The following is an 18,954-nucleotide window of genomic DNA, read 5'->3' on the forward strand; positions in this document are numbered from 1 at the left end:
GTTAGTGGGTGCCTATTTAAAGGCACCTACCATTCAATGGTTGTTCTACGGGTTTGCGATAATTACGTTATCGATACGATAAACCGCGCCTTCACCCGTACTCCATGCTGGGAAAACCATTAACACGTTGATATCACTGATGTCTAAACCGGCGTCAAAAAGTGATTGCAATGTAAATGTGTACGTTTGCCATTGACCAATAACCGGTACTTGACCTTCAACACTTTCTGCAAGAGGAAGCTCCACTGCAGACGCAGCGCCAGTTGATTCAATTTTAAATAACCATTGAGCGTCTGTTGCGTTAGGTGGAGTCACCATTTTCATTTCAAATTGTACAACCCCATTTGCAAGGATAGACGAGGCATCAAAAGAAACACCTTCATCGGCTAAAAAGCCCATAACAGTTGGCGCTGAGCCAATTACAAATTCAGCAACGGTACCGTGATCGCTATCGTCTGTTTCTTCAGTAGGTGTTGAACCACCACAACAATCCCATATGCTCCATTGCTCAGCAGCAGTATCTTGGAATATTGTAATTTCACTTCCTGCAGTAGATGCTGCACTTGGGTCATAAATTTTAGCGTTATCTACACGGTAAACTGCGCCTTCACCCGTTCCCCATGCTGGGAAAATCATGACAACATCTATCGCGCTAACATCTAAACCTGCACCTGCTAGGTCGGCTAAGGTGTAAGTGTAAGTTTTCCATTCACCTGCAACTGGCGCGTCACCTGCGTCTGTTAACGGAAGTTCTACCGCTGAGTCACCCTCATTAGATTCAATTTTCATTAACCAAGTTGAGTCAGGGTTGTTAGGGTTTGACATTACTTTTAGTTCAAACTGCAGAACGCCATTTTCTAAAATACTAGTCGCATCGAATGGTGTGCCGCTTCCGCCTGCAGAAGTGCGTGTGTTAAAGCCCATTACTGTAGGTGCTTCACCAATGCTAAACTCTGCAGTTAAACCGTGTTCTTCGTCGTCTAATGCTTCAACTGGTGTTGAACCACCACAGCAATCCCACATAGGCCAATCTAAACTTTGTCCGTTGTCGAATAAGACAACCTCAGGAGAAGCACCCAAGTCACCTTCAATTGCTACATTAGTAATAAGGTACTCAGCACCTTCACCTGTTTGCCATGCCGGGAATACCATAAGCACATCAATTGCGCTTAAATCTAGGCCTTTTTCTTGAAGTAGTGATAATGGAAAGGTATATGTTTGCCATTCACCAGTTACAGGTGTTACACCTTCATTGCTTTCACTTAATGGTACGTCGCCTGTATTTGGGCCACCGTCACCTGCTTCTGCTTTAAGTATCCATGTAGTATCCGACGTTGGAGGCGTTACTACTTTCATGTCAAACGTTAAACGGCCGTTTACTTCAAGTAATGGAGATGCATCAAATGGAGACGATGTTCCTGTAAAGTCGTCTGGAAAGTGACCGCCGCGAGTAGAGAAACCAAGCACAGTTCCGTTGTTATCGTTTATATTAAATTTAACTGCGTCACCTTTGTCTGCATCAGTAATAACCTCTGGTACAGTGCCGCCACAACAATCCCATGCAATCCAGTTAGCGTCTAGGCTACCGTTAAATACATCAAGGTTTCGGGCTACGCCGTCGCTAGGTGGGGTAGGTACAGGTGCTGCACCTTCTACAAGTGCGTCGTCTAGGCTGTCGTAGCCTGGGCGAACTGTTTCACAACCTTTGCCTGTGCTTGGGTCTGATGCACATTCGTATACTCGAACGTAATCAATTTCAAAGCTTTGGCCTTGTGCAAATGCGTCTGCATCAATACCTAGGTTGTTAACGTTTTCAGGCCAATCGCCACCCACTGCATGGTTTAATATAAGGTAGAAATCTTTATCGAAAGGGGCGTTATCCCAATGTGTTGTAAGTTCGCCGCTTCCTTGTTCAAAGTATTCTGCAAACCAGCCTTTGTGTTTAAGGCCAACAGCTTCGTCTTTTGAATTGAAACGAACTTCAGAACGACGTTGTGTAGCGTAAAGGTAATCATCTACATACCAGCGGATTTCACCTTCTTGCCACTCTACAGCGTAAGTATGAAAATCATCAGCTGGGTTCATATCTTCAGGTAACAAATAAGCTTTACCTGAGCTAGAGTTATTTGGCCACTCACGACCGTAATGAAGAGTACCGTGCACGTAAGATTCAATAGTGCCATCTTCAGCGGCTACTTTTAGATTTACAGCTTCTAAAATATCAATTTCACCAGAACGTGGCCAAGTGCCATACTCTTCATCAGTTGGCATCATCCAAAATGCAGGCCAGCTACCCTGACCAGACGGTAATTTTGCGCGCATTTCAAAGCGGCCGTATGTAAAGTCTGCGTTGTAACGGGTATTTAAGCGGGCTGATGTGTAAGGTTTAGCTGCGCCTTCTTCTGCAGGGAGTGCGACGATGTTCAGCATGCCGTCTTTGATAAAGGCATTTTCTTCGTTATCGGTATAACATTGCTTTTCGTTGTTACCACCACCAGCACAGTTTAATTCAAAGTTCCATTTGTTTGTATCAATGCTAGTGCCGTCAAATTCGTCATTCCATACCATGCGCCAGTCTGAGACTGGCTCTGAAGAATTAACGACTTCTGTATTTGTGTTTGTTGTTGCAGCGTCACCACCACAGCCGGCCAAAGACGCTAATGAAATAGCTGCCAGAAGGCGTGTAATGCGTGTTGTTTCAATGTTCATAACTGAACCCCGTTCAACTGATAATTGTCAGAATATGTGTTTAAGTTTAGTTGATTTTATAGCTTTTATACTTTCTGTAAGCGCTTACATTTGCGTGTGTAATTGTAAGCGCTTACAAATAGTATTGTGCAGTTGTGATTTGGTCAACATATTTGTCTAAATTATTTACAATTAATTTACTGTTTGACGAATAAATAGTAGTTCTAAAATCATTAAACTACATAATTTTGTTTAATGATTTTATTTTTTAAGAGGATAGTTGTTACTTTTTATGAAATGGCATGGTTAACAAAGCCCAAAGAGACGCGTTTTGCTTTTCGCTTGGGTATTCTTTTAGGCCTACATCTATGTCGTTATCGGTTTTTTGCGCTTCATTTTTGTAACTACCAAACAGTTTATCCCACCAAATAACGCTAAATCCATAGTTTGAATTGGTTTCGTTCACGCGTTGGCTATGATGAATACGATGTAGTATTTGGGTCATTAATATGAGCCGAAGTGGTTTTTCTATTGCTTGTGGTAAGCGTATATTTGCATGATTAAATAATGCTAATCCATTAAGTGCTATTTCAAATATTAATACTGCAATAGCGGGTACCCCTAAAGCGGTAACGGCAATCAATTTTATAAGTATGCTAAGTACAATTTCGATAGGGTGAAAACGCAAACCTGTGCTGGTATCTACATGGGCATCGGCGTGGTGTACGCGATGCAAACGCCACAAAATAGGCACGTTATGAAATAACCTATGCTGCCAATAAATAAGTATATCAAGCAGTAATATACTTAAAATAATAGCAACACTACTTGGTGTGGCTATTTGATTAAATAAACCAATACCGTGCTCTTGGTTATAAAGCGCTACGGCGGTTAAGCCTATGGGTACACTTAAGCGGGCAATTAGTGATGAAGCAAACACGAGTCCAAAATTAGCAAACCATCGGGTGTTACTTTTTATAGGCGATTTACGTGCGGGCATACGCGATTCTAGCAGCATCATAATAACCAAAATGCTAAAAAAGAACCCTAAACGCCACCAAATTTCATTACTCATTGGCTTGTGTAACCTCATCAGCTTCTTGGAGTTTTAACGTGTTATAACCACCATGTATACGTGTAAAAATAGTAATAGCGCACGCAGTGGCAAAAATACTCGCCATTATGGCAAAGTGCTGCGGCCAAATACAAAAGGCTATAAATAGCGCGATAGTTTCTGTGCCTTCGGTTAAACCATTTAAATAGTAAAAGCTTTTGTATTTAAACTGAGGTTTTTCGAGCTTAAATTTTTCGGCGGCTATGGCAAAGGCTAAAAAGCTTGAGCCTGTACCTATAAAAGTGGCCAGTAATATGCTACCTGCAATGGCGTTTTGCTCCGGGTTTGCCAAAATAAAACCTAGCGGAATTGCCGCGTAAAATAAAAAATCGAGGGTAATATCTAAAAAACCGCCAGCGCTTGAACTTAAATTTGCATGGCGTGCCAATGCGCCATCTAGCCCATCTAAAATACGATTTAAAGCAATAGCTGTTAACGCTGCGTACCACATTTCAAACGCAATTAATGGTACAGCTAATAGCCCTATTAAAAAACCAACCACAGTGAGTTGGTCGGGCGTTATACCACGCTTGTGCATTAACGCTACAACGGGAGTTAACAGTGGCTTTATTACTGGGGTGATGTATTTGTCTAACATGCTTGGTGCCTTGTGCTTTTTGTGCGTTTACTTGGCTAAATTTAAGGTGATCAGTTTGCCGTTTGCGGCCTCTGCATCGCTATGATCGTGGGTGACCATAATAGCGGGCAATTTATGCTCGCGTATTTGGCTAAAAACCAGCTCGCGCGTATCTACTCTTAATTGGGTATCGAGCTTGCTAAAGGGTTCATCAAGCAAAATCGCTTTTGGCTCGCTTAATAGCATACGTAATAAAGCAACGCGTGCTTGTTGCCCACCAGAGAGGTTGTCGGGGTGGCGATTAGCCATGCCTTTTAATCCTATTTGTTCAAGGGCGTGCTCTATTTTTTCAAGGCGCTGTTTTTTATTGCCTTTAGGCATAGCAAAGGCAATGTTACCGCTTACCGATAAATGCGAAAATAATAACGCATCTTGATAAAGCACACCTATGTGGCGTAAATGTGCGGGTAAATCATTAATACTTTTACCGTTAAGCCACACTTCGCCACTTGCGTTAAAGCCGCTGGGTAATGTGCCGGTAAGCCAGTTTAATAAACTGGATTTACCACTGCCTGATGGCCCCATAATAGTAAGTATTTCGCCGCCTTTTACTTGCTCGTTTAAGCTTAGTAATTGCTCGTGTTGACGATAAAGCTCACAATTTTTAATCTCTAAAGATGACTGCATTAAAAACCTTTTAATTTATGGGTTAGCGATGTGCGCTTTTAAAAAAGTACTTAGGTAAAACCCACGCCAGTATAAAGCCAATTAGTGGTAATGCCATTTGCATAATGGCATACACTGCACTGGTGCGCCTACTTGCGCCATTTGCAAGGGTAACCGCTTCGGTTGTAATTGTTGCTATGCGCCCGCCACCGGCTAAAAGAGTCGGTAAATATTGGCCAAAGCTAATGGCCAAACCAAGTGCGGCCGCAATTAAAATAGGGGCAAATAACTGGGGTAATTTTACTTGTAAAAACACTTTGCAGGGTGTTGCGCCAAGGCTTGCTGCTACATGAGCAAAGCGAGGGTCTAATCGCCTATAACTGCTCGCAAGCGATAAAAACACATACGGCAGTACAAACAATAAATGGGTAAATACCACATTAAAAAACGCGGCTTGGTTATTTACTAGTTGTTGCAGCCACACTAGGCCAAATAAAAACGCAATACTTGGTACAAGCAACGGTAAATAAATAATTAAGCTGGTAAAGCGCGACATGGGTTTTGCACTTAACTGCTCTGACTCTAAGCACAAAAGGGTAATAATAATGGCAAATAACGTAGTAACTAGCCCTATAGCAAGGGTATTATAAAGCGGGCTTTGCATTTGCATTAGCGCACTTTTAAAGTGAAGTAGCGTGAGCTGATCGGGCAGTGCCGCCGGAAAACGCCAAAATCCGGCAACCGACCACATAATTAAGCCAATTAACGAGAGCAAAATAAAGCCAATTACAAATACTGTTAATACGGTTGTTATTTTTTGCCAATAAACACCGCCATATTCTCGCTCGCCATTGGTGAGTAAATCACTAAATAATGCTTTTATCGCTTTTTCGCCGCCAAGCCAAAGTGCTAGCAAACCGCCAGTAAGTACAAGCTGCAATAACGCCCCCGCAGAGGCTTTAATACGCAGGTTTAAATCTACATCGTTAAACCAGTGCATAATAGCGACAGCCAATGTAGGTGGGGTATTTGGCCCCAAAATAAGAGGCATTTCTACACTTGCGCTGGCATAAGCCAATACGGCTAAAATGGGTAGGCGCAGTAATGGGTAAAGGCTTGGTAATACTACTTTAAAAAAAGCAGTCATAGGGCAGTAGCCTAAATTAAGCGCGACTTTATGTTGCTGGCGCAGCTTTTTGCCAAGCTCAGGTTGGGCAAGCACACCTAGCGCCATTAACAGTAAAAAAGGCAACTCTTTAAGCGTTAAGCCTAAAATTATACTAATACCAAACGAGTCATGCGGAAACATGCCATTAGGCGCAAGTTCCCACCCACTAAGCCAAGGCGATACTAAGCGCGAGATCATACCCGAAGGAGCAATTAAAAAACCAACCGCAATAGCTGCTGCTGCGTGGGGTATTACGAGTATTGGGCTGAGTAAACGCTGAATACGGTTAAGCCACGGGCTATTAAAAAATGCCGCTAAAATCATTAACGTTATGATAAAGGCAAGTAAGGTACTTATTAATCCGCTGCCAACACTTAGCATAACCATGTGTGTTAGGCCGGGTGTTTGCATGAGCATAGTAAAGCCATGTAGGCCAAGTGTTGTGTGCTCAAGTACCGGCGCATAGCCAAAAGCGGGTAATAGCACGCTAATTAAGCCCCCTATTACAGGTAAAATAAGCAATGCCAGTAAAAAGCGTGGACTTAATGTAACTAATTTACTAAACATGTCGGCGCTTTTATGTGGTTTAAGCGTTGGGCTTGCTGCTAGCTTATTTGATACAACACTCATTGGCTTACTCCAAAACGTGTTTGCCACCCTTGCATAATAGCGTTTACCCAGCTTGGGTGTGGCTCACTTAGCGTGCGTTTAATACTATTCAAAGGCAGCGCGCTTGGATGCGGTTGCGTTGTGTTAAATAAGGCTTGTTGCTGTGGTGTTAGCGTTGACTGAATAAGTACGCTTTTATCGCCCCATATAGGCGCTTTTTGTTTTTGAGCTTGCGCCTTTGGGCTTAATAAAAAATTAGCCACTAACTGCGCACTTTGCTGGTGGCTTGCATTATAAGGTATGGCTACAAAGTGAGTGTTACTTAAACTGCCATCTTGCATTGCATAACTGCGAATACTTTTAGGTAAATCATAACGTTTAACAGCGGCGGGGACTTCGGGCGCTGAAAACGTAAACGCTATGCTTAGCTCTGTGTCGCCTACTAAGCGGCGCATTTGTGCACCACTTTGCATAAAGTGTTTACCGCCACGCCAAAGTGTTGGGTGCAGTTTATTTAAAAAAAACCATAACGGGTTTAATACTTGGGCTGTGTTTTGTGCAGTAGCTGGCTGATTTAACTGTGCTTTAAGTGTGTCATCACTTTGTTGATGTAGCATAACAAGCGCGTATTTTAAAAAGCTCATGCCTAAAAAGTCAGGCGGCTTTGGGTAGCTAAAGCGCCCTGGGTTTTGGGCGCTCCAGCTAAGTAATTGGTTTAGGGTTATTGGTAGTGTGTTATTTGCAGTGCCGTCAATTGCTAAACTGTCGTAGTAAAAGGTGAGTGAAGCTTGACCCCAAGGTGCTTCCATTCCATTAGTGGGTATTCCAAAATCAAAATTAACAGCGGGATTATTGCTAGGGTCGGTGTAGCTAAAATTAGGCAACTTATTAGCCCATTGTTTAAGTAATAATGAGTGCTCGCTCATGGTGGCAAAGTTAGCACCGTTTATCCAAATTAAATCTACGCTGCCTTTATCGTTATTGTTTGCTGATTTTTCGGCAAGTACGCGGCTTACTGCTTCACTGGTATCGCTTAGCTTTACATGTACTAAGTTAATGTTGTATTTGGCTTTTACTTGCTGCGCAGCCCATTGAATATACGCATTTATTTGCGAATCTCCACCCCATGCATAAAAATATACGCTTTGGTCTTTGCCTAAGCTTTCAACTTGCTGCCAACGGCTTTGTAATTGTGTACTTGCTAGGCTTTTAAAGCTAATAACAAGGCAAATGCAAAACGCGACATAGCAAAAGCTGTATCGCGATAATGTTTGCCAACATTTATTGGCGAGCATTTAAATCCCAGTTGTAGTCTAAAAATTTAACTTTCATGTCGTTATTTTTAAGCGCTTTTTGCTGAGCGGGTATCAGTTTTAGTGCTTCAGGGTATTGCATAAAAAACTGTTGCAGCGTATGCGCACCTTTAAAGCCTTGTTCAAAATCATCGCCGTACCACTTAAATATTGAAGACACACTTAGCGTGTTATCTTGCGCTATATTGCGGGTCATGTCTGATAAAAAACGTACCGTTTGCGCTTGCAATTGGCTTTCTAAATCAGTGGCTGTGTAAGCTTCTTCACGTAGTGCTGGGCAGCCAATACTTGCGCAATTTACAGCAAAGTGAATACGTGGGTCGTTGTATTTACCACTGCCACGTATTAAACCATGTTCTATATCATCAAGGCTGCGCGTTTTACCAAGTAATGGCACAAACTCTTTGCTCCATGGTGAGCTAAAAAAGCTGCCTAAATCTTTAATTGACTTAAGATCTGGGTATTTTGTTAATATAAGCTCAACAGTAAAGGCGTTATATGCGTTAATTAAAAACGCCAGCTGCTTAGGTTTTTCCCATGTATCAAACTCATTTTGCGTAACAGCCGATAGCGAATCTAAATAGGTTTTAAGCTCGCTGTGCTTAGCTTTTATTGCTGCGTAATCAACCTCAGTGCTGTGGCCATGGTTTATAGCCACAACATGGTTGTTTAATAATGTATTCCAGCCCTCGTGCATATTTTGAGCTTTGCTTGCAAACGATGTTGCAAGCAAAGCAGACCCTAACAATAGCGCTTTTAAAGGTGTTTTAAACATATTAGCCTCTGCGCCATGTGTGGTATTTTTCAAGCATGTTAAGTACTTTTTCAGGTGCGTGAGCGCGTTTCCACTCGCCTGCTGCGTACTTGTTACCTTCAGCCCAAGTAGGGTAGCTGTGAATAGTGCCTAGTATTTTGTTAAGGCCTAAACCGTGTTTCATTGCCAGTACAAACTCAGCTATTAAATCGCCAGCGTGCTCAGATACCACTGTAACACCCAGTATTTTGTCTTTGCCTTTTGGTGTAATTACTTTAATGAAGCCTTTGGTGGCGCTGTCGGTAATGGCGCGGTCTAGCTCTTCAAATTCAAAGCGAGTGATTTCATAGTCAATGCCTTTATCAATAGCGTCTTGCTCGTTTAAGCCAACACGTGCTACTTCTGGGTCAATAAACGTAGTCCACGGAATAACACGGTAATCGACTTTAAACTTTTTAAGATTACCAAATAAGCCATTTACAGCTGCGTACCAACCCTGATGAGCGGCTACGTGCGTAAACTGATACGGACCTACAATATCGCCAGCGGCAAAAATGTTAGGGTAAAGCGTTTCAAGGTATTCGTTAGTGACTACAGTGCGGTTAGTTTCTATGCCAAGCTCTTCAAGGCCGTAACCTTTAAGGCGAGCACTTCGGCCCACAGCACATAGTAGCTCATCGTATTCAATATCGATTTCGGTATCGTTATGTTTTACCACAATGAATTTTTTACCGTCGCGCGCTTCACAGCGTAGTGCCTGATGCGAGGTTAAAATGTTTACGCCGCTTTCTGTTAGCGCTTCGTTAGCAAAGGTAGACACTTCTAGGTCTTCTTTGATCATGATGCGTTCGCTCATTTCAATTTGCGTAACATTTGAGCCTAAGCGTGCAAAACTTTGTGCAAGTTCGCACCCAATTGGACCACCGCCAAGTACAACAAGCTTTTTAGGGGCTTCTTCAAGCTCAGCAAATTTAGTCCATAATGTATCGCTTGTTACATAGCCTGTTTCTTCAATACCAGGTAATGGCGGTACAAATGGGCGTGCACCAGTGGCAATAACAATAGTACGGGCTGTGAGTGTTTGCGTGCCGCCATCGTTAAGTTTAATTTCTACAGTCCACGGGTCTAATAATTTACCGTAGCCTTTAACCACATCTACACCAAGGTTTGTGTAGCGCTCAACGCTATCGTGTGGTGCTACGTCGGCAATTACTTTATGTACACGTGCCATTACTTTTTTAAACGAAAACTGCGGTGCCATGTTTTCTAAGCCGTAGTGTTCACCGTGGCGAATTTGCTCGGCAATTTTAGCGCTTTTAATAACGGCTTTACTTGGTACACACCCGTAGTTTAAACAGTCGCCGCCCATTTCGCCGGCTTCAATTAGGGTTACTTTGGCTTTAACCGCTGCTGCAATATAGCTTGTCACTAAGCCGCCAGCACCTGCGCCAATAACAATCATGTTACGGTCGAACTTTTTAGGTTTAGTGTAATTTTTGTATACGCGACGTTTTTTAAACACGTTTAGGATTCCTTTAGCAATAAAAGGGAACACACCTAATAAAGCGAACGATAAAATAAGATCGAGCGATAAAATGCCAGATAAGCTCTCAATTTGCGCAAGTTGCGTACCCGCGTTTACAAATACAAAAGTACCTGCGAGCATACCTACCTGACTTACCCAGTAGAAGGTCCACGATTTAATTGCAGTAACACCCATTAGTAAGTTAATTAAAAAGAACGGGAATACGGGTACTAAACGAAGGGTAAATAAGTAAAACCCACCTTCTTTTTCAACGCCTGCGTCAATAGCGTCTAAGCGTTCAGGAAAACGTTTTTTAATTGTATCGCGCAGTAAGTAACGCGATACTAAAAAGGCAAGCGTAGCACCTACCGTAGAGGCAAACGAGGCAACCAATAAGCCTTCAACTAAGCCAAATAATGCACCTGCGGCCAGTGTTAATATAGCTGCACCCGGTAAAGAGAGAGCCGTTACTACCACATAAAGCAAAAAGAAGCCGCCAATAACAAGCAACGGTGACTCTGCTTTGTACTGATCAAATTGATCCATTGACCCTTTTAAGCCATCAAGTGTTAGTAACTGGTGTAAATTAAAATGAAAGAACGCGCCAATAGCAGCGGCGGCAATCACTATTAATAATAATTTTTTTATCATGTTCTCTCTCTTAATTAGGCCCTATTAACCTTTTTGGATTGCACTAGGTAAATCCTTTGGGCTGCGCCTGTTTAGCAGTAATTTTACTTTAAAACGCCTATGAGGGATAACCACACCACATAGGCTTTACCTAGCTTTATAAGAAGCAAATTTATGTATATTTAACCTTTAAAGCTAAATATTCATAAATTTTAAAACTTATGGGTCAGAGTCAGCTTGGCATTTATTGGCAATTCAGGGAATGCCAAGGTTGCGCCAAAGTAGCCGCCTTCAAAAACAGGACGCCAATTTTTTTGGTTTGTGATGTTATTTACATCTAAACGTAACTTGGTACTAGGCGTAAATGCATAGCTAGTATTTACGTTTAGCGTGTATTGATCACGAATTTTAACTGTTTGTAAAAAGTCTAATGGGTAACTCTTTGTATATAGACCTGAAAAACCAGTTTGCCATTTCGAGGTAATTGAATAATTACCATTAAAACTAAACGATTGCTCTGGAATACCTTGTACTTGACTGTTTGACGGTGCAAATGGTGTAAAGCTTGGCGCGCCAACGCCCGTACCAGCAATAATGTCTGGGCGTGAGTTATCAAACGCATCAGCGACTTGAGCTGAATCTTGGCTGCTTGCAGAGTTATCGTAGCGGGCATCTATGTAGCTGTAGCCCGCACTTAGCCAATAAGGGTAAGCATCATAAAATACTTGGCTTTCAAAGCCCGTGGTACGAATACCCGTATTGCTGCCATCGCGATTACGCAAGCTGCGGCGTTGACTAAATACAGCGCCATCAGCATACCAATCACTGTCGATTGGGGCATATTTTAAACCAAATTCTACGAGTGTGTTTTCTGTTGCAAAGTTTTGTGCACTAATTACGTTGCCGCCACCCAGCACATTACCGCCAGCCATACTATTTGATGTGGCCTCGTTATAACTTGCAGCACCGTAGCTTGTGAAATCAGCATTTAGTTTGTAATTAAAGCTTAACTGACCTGACTGAAGTGTGTCGTTAATGCTATCACTTGCTGCAGTTTGGCCTTGTGGTGCAATAGGATCACGTGCTTCTACATCATAATAATCTACTCGGTAACCTACGCTTGTATGAAGTTTATCTGTCCAATCCGAGTTTTGCTGAATAGCAAAACCTGTTTGCCATGAACGTGAGTCAGTGGTGTCTGACAGGTTAAAGTCGCCGCTACCATCGTTATCTATATCGTACTGTGCACCAGGTGATACGAACACACCCGGGCGAAGCTCAACCAAACGTGCCTTTTGTGCGTCTGTTAAAGGAATGCGGCGATTTAATAATGGGCCAGTTAAATCAATAGGTAAGTCGGCCTCTGTGGTGAACTGGCTGTAGCCAAGCACTTTGTTATAGCGTACGTCAAAAGCAAAAATAGTTTGTTGTTCGTCGTTCCAACTATACGTTAGTTCTGTTCGATTTTGCGCCGTGTCGGCGCCGTCAATAATTTCAACAAAGCTATTTTGGGCAATCTCTTCACGCTGTAAATGTTGAAAGTAGGTGATGTTTTTAAGTGAGGCATTTGCACTTAGCTCACGTTTATAAATACTGTGAATTAAATAGGTTGTAGCTTCGTTTTGGTTATCAGGGTCAGTAAGTACAGTGCTGCGATCAATGTTTACTTGCCCAGTAGGCGACACAATCGAACCCGCCGCCGGTACTGTACTGCCATTTGCTTGCACGCCTTGGCCAGTAATATAAAGGCCATCATCAATTAAAGCTTGGGTAGGGCGGTTAATACCGGCGTTGTCGGTAAATTCGACTTGGTATAGCTCAAAGTTAATATCCCAAGTGCTTTTATCGTCTGGCAAAATGCGTAGTGCTGCAAATAAACTGTCGCTTTTAGTACCTGAATAATCGTAGTAGCTGCCATGGTCAAGATGTTCATAGCTTACTCTAAACCCAACTTTGTCTTTAATAATTGGCGCAGTGTAATCTATTTGCGCACTGTATTGGTCCCAACGACCGGCCGATAAACTCGCTTTGCCTTTACTTTCGTCCGTTGACGCTACTTTTGACTGTAAGTTAACAAACCCACCGTTGCGTTGGCTTGAACCAAACAAAACCGGCGGTGCGCCTTTTATTACATCTATTTGTTCGACAGAATTGAACGATAACGGCACGCCAAACCCATTGTTACCTGCTTGACGACGTGTACCATCTTGAAAAAGCTCACCCAATTGACCGCGAATAGTAGGTAAACTTGGCGCGCCAAAGCCACTTGCAGAGTATGTGTTTGGGCTTACTGCTAATACATCTTGTAAAGTAGTAATGTTAAGCTGTTCTATAAGTTCGCTTGAAATAGGCGTAACTGAGCGTGCTATGTCTTGAAGTGCTAAGTTATCACCAAAAGGACCGTCAATTGTTTCATTTTTAACAGAAAGACCTTGAGACTTTATAACTTGACCAGCCACCTCTATGTGTTCAATCGAATCTTTTACTTGCGTTTTTTCAGCTGCAAAAGCAACAAGGGGAGTGTTTAATATGGTGGCTAACGATAGTGCTAAGTATGCGTGTTTCAAGGGTTGTCTCTCTAGTGTAATTAGTTATTGGCGATAAAGACCGAAAGGAATAAAAATATCTTTCAATTAAAGTATAACTTTTTTAATTTTTAGAATGGATGCGTGCAAATTATTCTTATTATAGTCTTAAGCTTTAAATGTTGTTGAATACCTACTTGGATTAAATCTAAATAGTTTGAAATTAATCATACCTTATACGGTCTTGTTCTGTTCTTGGTTTATTTATATATTTTTAAAGGAAATTTTATGACGGATTCTTTAAGTAGTGATGTTCAAAATCGTTTGCAGTGGTCACTTTTATCTTTGCGTGTAGGTGTGTTTATTGTAATGGTTATGTGGACGTTCGATAAGTTTGTTAACCCTGGACATAGCGCACGTATTTTTGAGCATTTTTATGGGATTAGTGGCTCTACAGATATGGTGGCTTACATTATTGGTGCGGTGCAGCTAGTACTTGTTTTAGCGTTTTTAGCAGGTATTAAAAAACGTATAACTTACGGTATTATTTTCATAATGCACGGCTTATCAACGCTTTCATCTTACAATCAGTACATTGATGGCTTTAATAACTTATTATTTTTTACTGCGTGGCCAATGTGGGCAGCGTGTTTTGCACTTTATTTATTACGGGATCAAGACGTAAAATATACTGTTAAATAAAACAGCCAAACAAAAAAATGGTTATAAGCCAATTAGCTTATAACCAAAAGTACACAGGGAGGTGTATGAATTCTTACTTTTACGATTAATGCATTGCGTCGTTGTATTTGTCGCCTAAGCGCTCTTTTTGCCCTTCAGACAGCGCTTTACCTGCTAGTTGAAATACTTCATGTTCTTCTTCATCTAAGTGATGATGCACTAAATGGTGAAGCTTTTTAGCTTCGACTAACCATGCTGATGAGCTCATTTCGGTGTCTTCAAGTTGCTCAATTAGTTCATCAATTTCATGATGCTCTGCAACACTGTGGCGTGCTTTTTCTTGCGTTAAATCTTCACAAATTAATGGATTATAAAAGTAGCGCTCTTCAAATTTTGCATGTTCTTCTAGCTCTGTTTTTAGCTCATCCATTAAGCTATGACGTTTTTTTGTGTCGCCCTTGGTTTGAATAAGCGCGTCAACTAGTTTGCGTTGTTTGTCATGATCATTACGTAGTGCTTCAAAAATATTCATAAATCATCCTAATCAATTACGTTGCTTAATAACTAATAAGCAAACGTAGTGCCAAATTTTAAGTTGTTGAAATTAATAGATTTATAGGTTTTAGGCTATGTTTTTGGATTGTTTGTGTATTTTTTACAGACGAGAGGGTGAAATAATTTCTTACTTTTAATACGAGCTAATACTTCACGTGCAGCTATTTACAATTAGCTTGTTAAAAACATATTTGGGGGGTATGTGTTTGTTAAGCTTTAATACGCCTAGGGCTGCTCAACATTAACCTGATTGCGGCCACTTTGTTTGGCTTTATAAAGAAGCTCATCAGCATGTATGATCAGTTTTTCAAGTGAGCGGTTAGAGGAGGAGCTAATTGCTGCACCTGCGCTAAACGTAATGGTTTCAGTATTATTTAAGCCTTCTATTTCGCTACAAATATCTATCAGTGAATTGGCAATAGAATCGAACGTTGTTTTAACGCTTTGTTTATCAACGGTGTTTAAAATAAATAACCATTCCTCACCACCATAGCGGCCAAATTGGTCGTCACCAGCAAGTGTATTTTGTGCTGCACGAGCAAAAGCTTTAAGAACGGAGTCACCCACATCGTGGCCGTAAGAGTCGTTAATGTGCTTAAACAAATCTAGATCGACTATGGCAATTGTAGCATTGCTTTGCTTAAGTTTTTGAGCCGCTTTTTGCATAATACCGCGTCGATTTAAACTGCTAGTTAAGTAGTCAGTCAGCGCAATGTTATAATATTTTTTACGTTGTAGTACTTGTTTATAAATAAGTAATAACGACACAATAACTAAAATAAACGCAATTGTTGCGCTTAACCGCCAAATTATTTTTTGTTGATACTCTTCTTTAGCGAGTAATTCGTTAATGTTTTTGTCGTATTCTAGTTGGAGTATTTTTTCTTCTTTTTCTTTTACTTCAAATTTTATTTGCAGCGTTTTAATGTTTGTTTCGCTGGTGGCTTCGTAATGCTTTTTCATAAATGTAAGCATTTGCTCCATTGCGTCAAATGCATCGTCTGTTTTGTTGAGACTTCGTTTTAACTGGTATCGCTTTTGAAGGTAATCGGCTTTATAAATGCTGCGGCTAAAATCATCGATCATCGAAAATACTTCATCGTTCATTTTATCGGCTTTTTCAAGTAAACCTTGTTTTTTATAAATATCTAGCATCAATATCATCGATGCGAGTTTCATATCACCTATTCCGGCTAGGTGGGCAACCTCAATATTTTTTGTGGCTAAGGCGAGCGCATCTTCGTAGTTTTCTTGTTTGTATAAAATATTAGCAATTGAATACTGAGCAAAAGACAGTCCTTTTTGCATGTTAACAGATTCAAAGTAAGAGAGTGCTTTGTCTAGATAAATGAGGGATTCGTTTGGTTTATTTATTTCAAGTAATACATTGCCCAAGCTCCAGTAAGCTTTAGCTGTATATAAGCCATCTTGAGTTTGCTGATATGCGATCAGCGCTTTTTTAGCGTATGTTATTGCTTTTTCTTTGTTTTCTAAATAATTATACGCATCGGCTATCTTCCTGTAAAAATAGCCTTGCGATGCAATATCGTTGTTTTGCATCGCCAGTTCTAATCCATCAAGTGCCACGCTCAAGGTTTTTTTCAGTTCATCTGTTTCGGTATAAAAGTATGCAAAGGCTCTTAAAATAATGATTTTTTCAGCCGGTGTAGATTGAGAAAATCGCGTTTTTAGTTGATTAACAACATCGTTTGCCTTTTGGAGTTCTTTTTGTAGGCTAAGCAGTTTTAATTGTGACTCCAGAAATAGCAGTAATACGTCAGGTTGTTTAGATAATTGCCGATTTGATAAGTAAACAGTGAGGTGTTTATTTAATTTTTCGTACTTTTCTTCCCTAAAAAGCAGTTCGGCATAAATGGCTGCAGCTTCTAAATGCAAAGCGTCATTCTGTTTTAATTTACTTTGCTCGTAAGCTTGAGTGATTTGTTTTTTGTTTTGCAGGTAATCAAGTTTATCTGTTCTTACACTTTTAATCAGCGCGCGTACGTCTTGCTGACTAAGCTCAGGGGGAGTGGAATTGTTTGAATAAGCAATACTTTGAAAGGCGGCGAATAAAAAAAACACAACAACAAGCTGTTTAACCAACACCGATAGGTAACTTGCTTTAAATTGCATGTTATTAGTCATATTAAGCCCTTACTAACTTGATACGTGTAGCTTTTTTGAAAAACGTAGGGTTAGTTAAATTTTGGCTAAACCTCATCCATATACTTTTAGTAATCAAAAACTTAAGCAGGTTGTGGCCTTGAGAGACTTTTATATCTAGCATTTTCAATCTCTATTAAGTATTGGTTAACCATTAATTATCCAATTACATTACCATAAAAGTTATTTTATAAAAATATCTACGCCTATAATCCTAGTATAAGCGTGATAGCAGCCTTATTTATGGTGGTTTTAGTATTTATCTGTTAAAAATCAGCATCAATTTTAAACTCTAAGCGCTCGCGATTAATCGGGTGCGTGAATGCTAGATACTCAGCATGCAGGTGTAACCGGTCTGCTTTTTTACCATAATGTGTATCACCAATAATAGGGGTGTTTAAACCTAATACATGTGCGCAGTGCACACGCAGTTGATGTGTGCGCCCTGTTTTAGGGTAAAGCTGCAAGCGAGTTGTGTTGTTTTTTCGCTCAAGTACTTGCCATGTTGTAAGTGCAGGCTTTCCTTTTTGGTAACACACCTTTTGACGCGGCTTATCATCAAAATCTGGTGTTAGGGGTAACTCTATAGTACCGCTTTCTTGTTCTATATTCCCATCGACTAAAGCAACGTAGCGCTTTTCTATTGTGCGCTCAATAAATTGTTTTTGAATGGCTTTATGTGCCCGTTTATTTAGGGCAATAATTAATAGTCCTGAGGTTGACATATCCAATCGGTGCACAATAAGTGGGCCTGTAGCTTCTGGAAATTGTGTTTTCATACGCAAGAATACAGAGTCGTCTATGGTAATGCCCGGGACCGATAAAAACTCTGCCGGTTTATTCACTATGACCAAATCGTCATCTTGGTAAACAACAGTAAGCTCTTTACCTTGTGCAGGGTTATTCAACAGTGGGCTAGGTTCTACATTTAAGCCTTTTAGCATGTGGCCTAAAATAGGCTGACACTTACTAAAGCAAGATGGGTAGTAGTTTTTATGCTGCCTAACCGCAGATTTAGGCGGGGCTCCCCACCAAAATTCACCCATGGCTATAGGTGTTAAGTTATGTTTAAACGCATATTGAAGTAATTTAGGGGCTGCACAGTCACCTGCCCCCGATGCCGGCGTATGCTCAGGTAATTTGGCAAAAATAGCATTGAGGTCTTCTATTTCGCCATCAATATTAAGAAATTGATATTGAGCAAATAGTATTTTTTGTAAGCTTTTGGAGAGCGTTTTACGGCGTTTTTTTAAATGTTCAAGTTCATCGTTTATTTTGCTATGCGCTTGTTCAAGTGTGACTAGCTGTGTTTGCCATTTTTGCTTTAATGCCTGAAGCTGCTTTTTTTCTTCAATGCTTTGTGTTGCTAGCTTTTTTTTGAGTTGTTGAATTTTGGTTTTACTCGATTTTTTTTCAGCGTCGCTGCGTTGTTTTTTACGCTTTTTTCTGCTTTTTTGCATTAAAGCATGCTGCGCTTGCAGCTCTTTTTCAAATCCTTCGTTGGCGGTAGCTAATAATTGGCTAATGCTCTTTAGCTGCTCACTGTTTTCAAGTTCGTTTATTTGCGCGTTTATGTCATTTATTATTTTGCTTTTAGCTAAGTAATTTTCATCGTTTAATTGCATACTTGAAATAGGGGGCACAAAGTTAATATTTTCCTTGTTTGCGTCAACTTGCCCTGAGTAGGCTGCTAAAAAGCCCAGTTCGTTTTGCTCATTTTTAACCACTAACACGCCAAACATTTTACCCGCGTTTTCAGCTTTTAAATGTGGCAGTGTTTCGAGCTGCTGTTGCAATTGTTCGCTTGCTGCAATAGTTAACGGGTGTGGCTCGTAAAAAAAGGGGTAAGTAAACTGTTCCGGTAAAGGAATAGTGGAAACAGGTTGAGCAAATGGGGTAAAACAAGGGCTGTTAGACATAGCGGTCGAATCATGAAATTGAGGCGAAGAATTAATTTAGATTTTATCACAGCATGAGCTTGCTAGG

The 18,954-nt window shown here is 40.7% G+C and carries 13 protein-coding genes; 1 reads left to right on the forward strand and 12 read right to left on the reverse strand.

Translation table 11 applies throughout. The features are described from left to right. Positions 1–45: 45 nt before the first annotated feature. The 9 genes from MTP24_RS17810 to MTP24_RS17850 form a co-directional block, all read right to left on the reverse strand. Entirely contained in the window at positions 46–2,709 is a 2,664-nt protein-coding gene (locus MTP24_RS17810) for a glycoside hydrolase family 16 protein (RefSeq protein ID WP_243533873.1), read from the reverse strand. Between the two features lie 262 nt (positions 2,710–2,971). Beyond that, entirely contained in the window at positions 2,972–3,763 is a 792-nt protein-coding gene (locus MTP24_RS17815) for a sterol desaturase family protein (RefSeq protein ID WP_243533875.1), read from the reverse strand. Next, on the reverse strand, positions 3,756–4,400 hold the full coding sequence (locus MTP24_RS17820; RefSeq protein ID WP_058553062.1) for a CDP-alcohol phosphatidyltransferase family protein: 645 nt from the start codon (positions 4,398–4,400) through the stop codon (positions 3,756–3,758). Before MTP24_RS17820 ends, MTP24_RS17815 begins: the two co-directional genes overlap by 8 nt. 27 nt (positions 4,401–4,427) lie before the next feature. Then, entirely contained in the window at positions 4,428–5,066 is a 639-nt protein-coding gene (locus tag MTP24_RS17825; protein ID WP_008131847.1) for an ATP-binding cassette domain-containing protein, read from the reverse strand. 22 nt (positions 5,067–5,088) lie between these two features. Continuing rightward, on the reverse strand, positions 5,089–6,843 hold the full coding sequence (locus tag MTP24_RS17830) for an ABC transporter permease subunit (RefSeq protein WP_243533877.1): 1,755 nt from the start codon (positions 6,841–6,843) through the stop codon (positions 5,089–5,091). Continuing rightward, complete coding sequence (locus tag MTP24_RS17835; RefSeq protein ID WP_243533879.1) at positions 6,840–8,117, reverse strand: ABC transporter substrate-binding protein; 1,278 nt, start codon at positions 8,115–8,117, stop codon at positions 6,840–6,842. Before MTP24_RS17835 ends, MTP24_RS17830 begins: the two co-directional genes overlap by 4 nt. Beyond that, on the reverse strand, positions 8,104–8,910 hold the full coding sequence (locus MTP24_RS17840; protein ID WP_243533881.1) for a DUF547 domain-containing protein: 807 nt from the start codon (positions 8,908–8,910) through the stop codon (positions 8,104–8,106). Before MTP24_RS17840 ends, MTP24_RS17835 begins: the two co-directional genes overlap by 14 nt. 1 nt (position 8,911) lies before the next feature. Next, the gene (locus MTP24_RS17845) at positions 8,912–11,065 is read right to left on the reverse strand and encodes a bifunctional TVP38/TMEM64 family protein/FAD-dependent oxidoreductase (RefSeq protein ID WP_243533883.1); all 2,154 of its coding nucleotides are present in this window, start codon (positions 11,063–11,065) and stop codon (positions 8,912–8,914) included. Between the two features lie 191 nt (positions 11,066–11,256). Further along, on the reverse strand, positions 11,257–13,611 hold the full coding sequence (locus MTP24_RS17850) for a TonB-dependent receptor (RefSeq protein WP_243533886.1): 2,355 nt from the start codon (positions 13,609–13,611) through the stop codon (positions 11,257–11,259). A 246-nt stretch (positions 13,612–13,857) separates the two neighbouring features. Here MTP24_RS17850 and MTP24_RS17855 point away from each other — a divergent pair, with 246 nt between their 5' ends. After that, positions 13,858–14,271, forward strand: coding sequence for a hypothetical protein (locus MTP24_RS17855; protein ID WP_006792654.1), 414 nt, complete (start codon positions 13,858–13,860; stop codon positions 14,269–14,271). Between the two features lie 85 nt (positions 14,272–14,356). Here the strand turns inward: MTP24_RS17855 and MTP24_RS17860 are convergent, their stop codons facing one another. The 3 genes from MTP24_RS17860 to MTP24_RS17870 form a co-directional block, all read right to left on the reverse strand. Then, the gene (locus MTP24_RS17860) at positions 14,357–14,782 is read right to left on the reverse strand and encodes a hemerythrin domain-containing protein (protein WP_006792655.1); all 426 of its coding nucleotides are present in this window, start codon (positions 14,780–14,782) and stop codon (positions 14,357–14,359) included. A 248-nt stretch (positions 14,783–15,030) separates the two neighbouring features. Beyond that, positions 15,031–16,950 (reverse strand): tetratricopeptide repeat-containing diguanylate cyclase, encoded by a 1,920-nt coding sequence (locus tag MTP24_RS17865; protein WP_243533888.1) that lies wholly within the window; start codon positions 16,948–16,950, stop codon positions 15,031–15,033. A 284-nt stretch (positions 16,951–17,234) separates the two neighbouring features. Further along, positions 17,235–18,887: an RluA family pseudouridine synthase gene (locus MTP24_RS17870; RefSeq protein WP_243533891.1), complete on the reverse strand. Its 1,653-nt coding sequence runs from the start codon at positions 18,885–18,887 to the stop codon at positions 17,235–17,237. Positions 18,888–18,954: the final 67 nt, after the last annotated feature.

Origin of the sequence: Pseudoalteromonas sp. APM04 (assembly GCF_022809815.1) — a bacterium.
Classification (GTDB): Bacteria; Pseudomonadota; Gammaproteobacteria; order Enterobacterales; family Alteromonadaceae; genus Pseudoalteromonas; species Pseudoalteromonas marina.

Coding starts and splice junctions, on each gene's coding strand:
- MTP24_RS17860 (WP_006792655.1), bottom strand. CDS start 14,782: ATGAATATTTTTGAAGCACTACGTAATGATCATGACAAACAACGCAAA.
- MTP24_RS17845 (WP_243533883.1), bottom strand. CDS start 11,065: ATGATAAAAAAATTATTATTAATAGTGATTGCCGCCGCTGCTATTGGC.
- MTP24_RS17830 (WP_243533877.1), bottom strand. CDS start 6,843: ATGAGTGTTGTATCAAATAAGCTAGCAGCAAGCCCAACGCTTAAACCA.
- MTP24_RS17825 (WP_008131847.1), bottom strand. CDS start 5,066: ATGCAGTCATCTTTAGAGATTAAAAATTGTGAGCTTTATCGTCAACAC.
- MTP24_RS17815 (WP_243533875.1), bottom strand. CDS start 3,763: ATGAGTAATGAAATTTGGTGGCGTTTAGGGTTCTTTTTTAGCATTTTG.
- MTP24_RS17855 (WP_006792654.1), top strand. CDS start 13,858: ATGACGGATTCTTTAAGTAGTGATGTTCAAAATCGTTTGCAGTGGTCA.
- MTP24_RS17820 (WP_058553062.1), bottom strand. CDS start 4,400: ATGTTAGACAAATACATCACCCCAGTAATAAAGCCACTGTTAACTCCC.
- MTP24_RS17840 (WP_243533881.1), bottom strand. CDS start 8,910: ATGTTTAAAACACCTTTAAAAGCGCTATTGTTAGGGTCTGCTTTGCTT.
- MTP24_RS17810 (WP_243533873.1), bottom strand. CDS start 2,709: ATGAACATTGAAACAACACGCATTACACGCCTTCTGGCAGCTATTTCA.
- MTP24_RS17865 (WP_243533888.1), bottom strand. CDS start 16,950: ATGACTAATAACATGCAATTTAAAGCAAGTTACCTATCGGTGTTGGTT.
- MTP24_RS17870 (WP_243533891.1), bottom strand. CDS start 18,887: ATGTCTAACAGCCCTTGTTTTACCCCATTTGCTCAACCTGTTTCCACT.
- MTP24_RS17835 (WP_243533879.1), bottom strand. CDS start 8,117: ATGCTCGCCAATAAATGTTGGCAAACATTATCGCGATACAGCTTTTGC.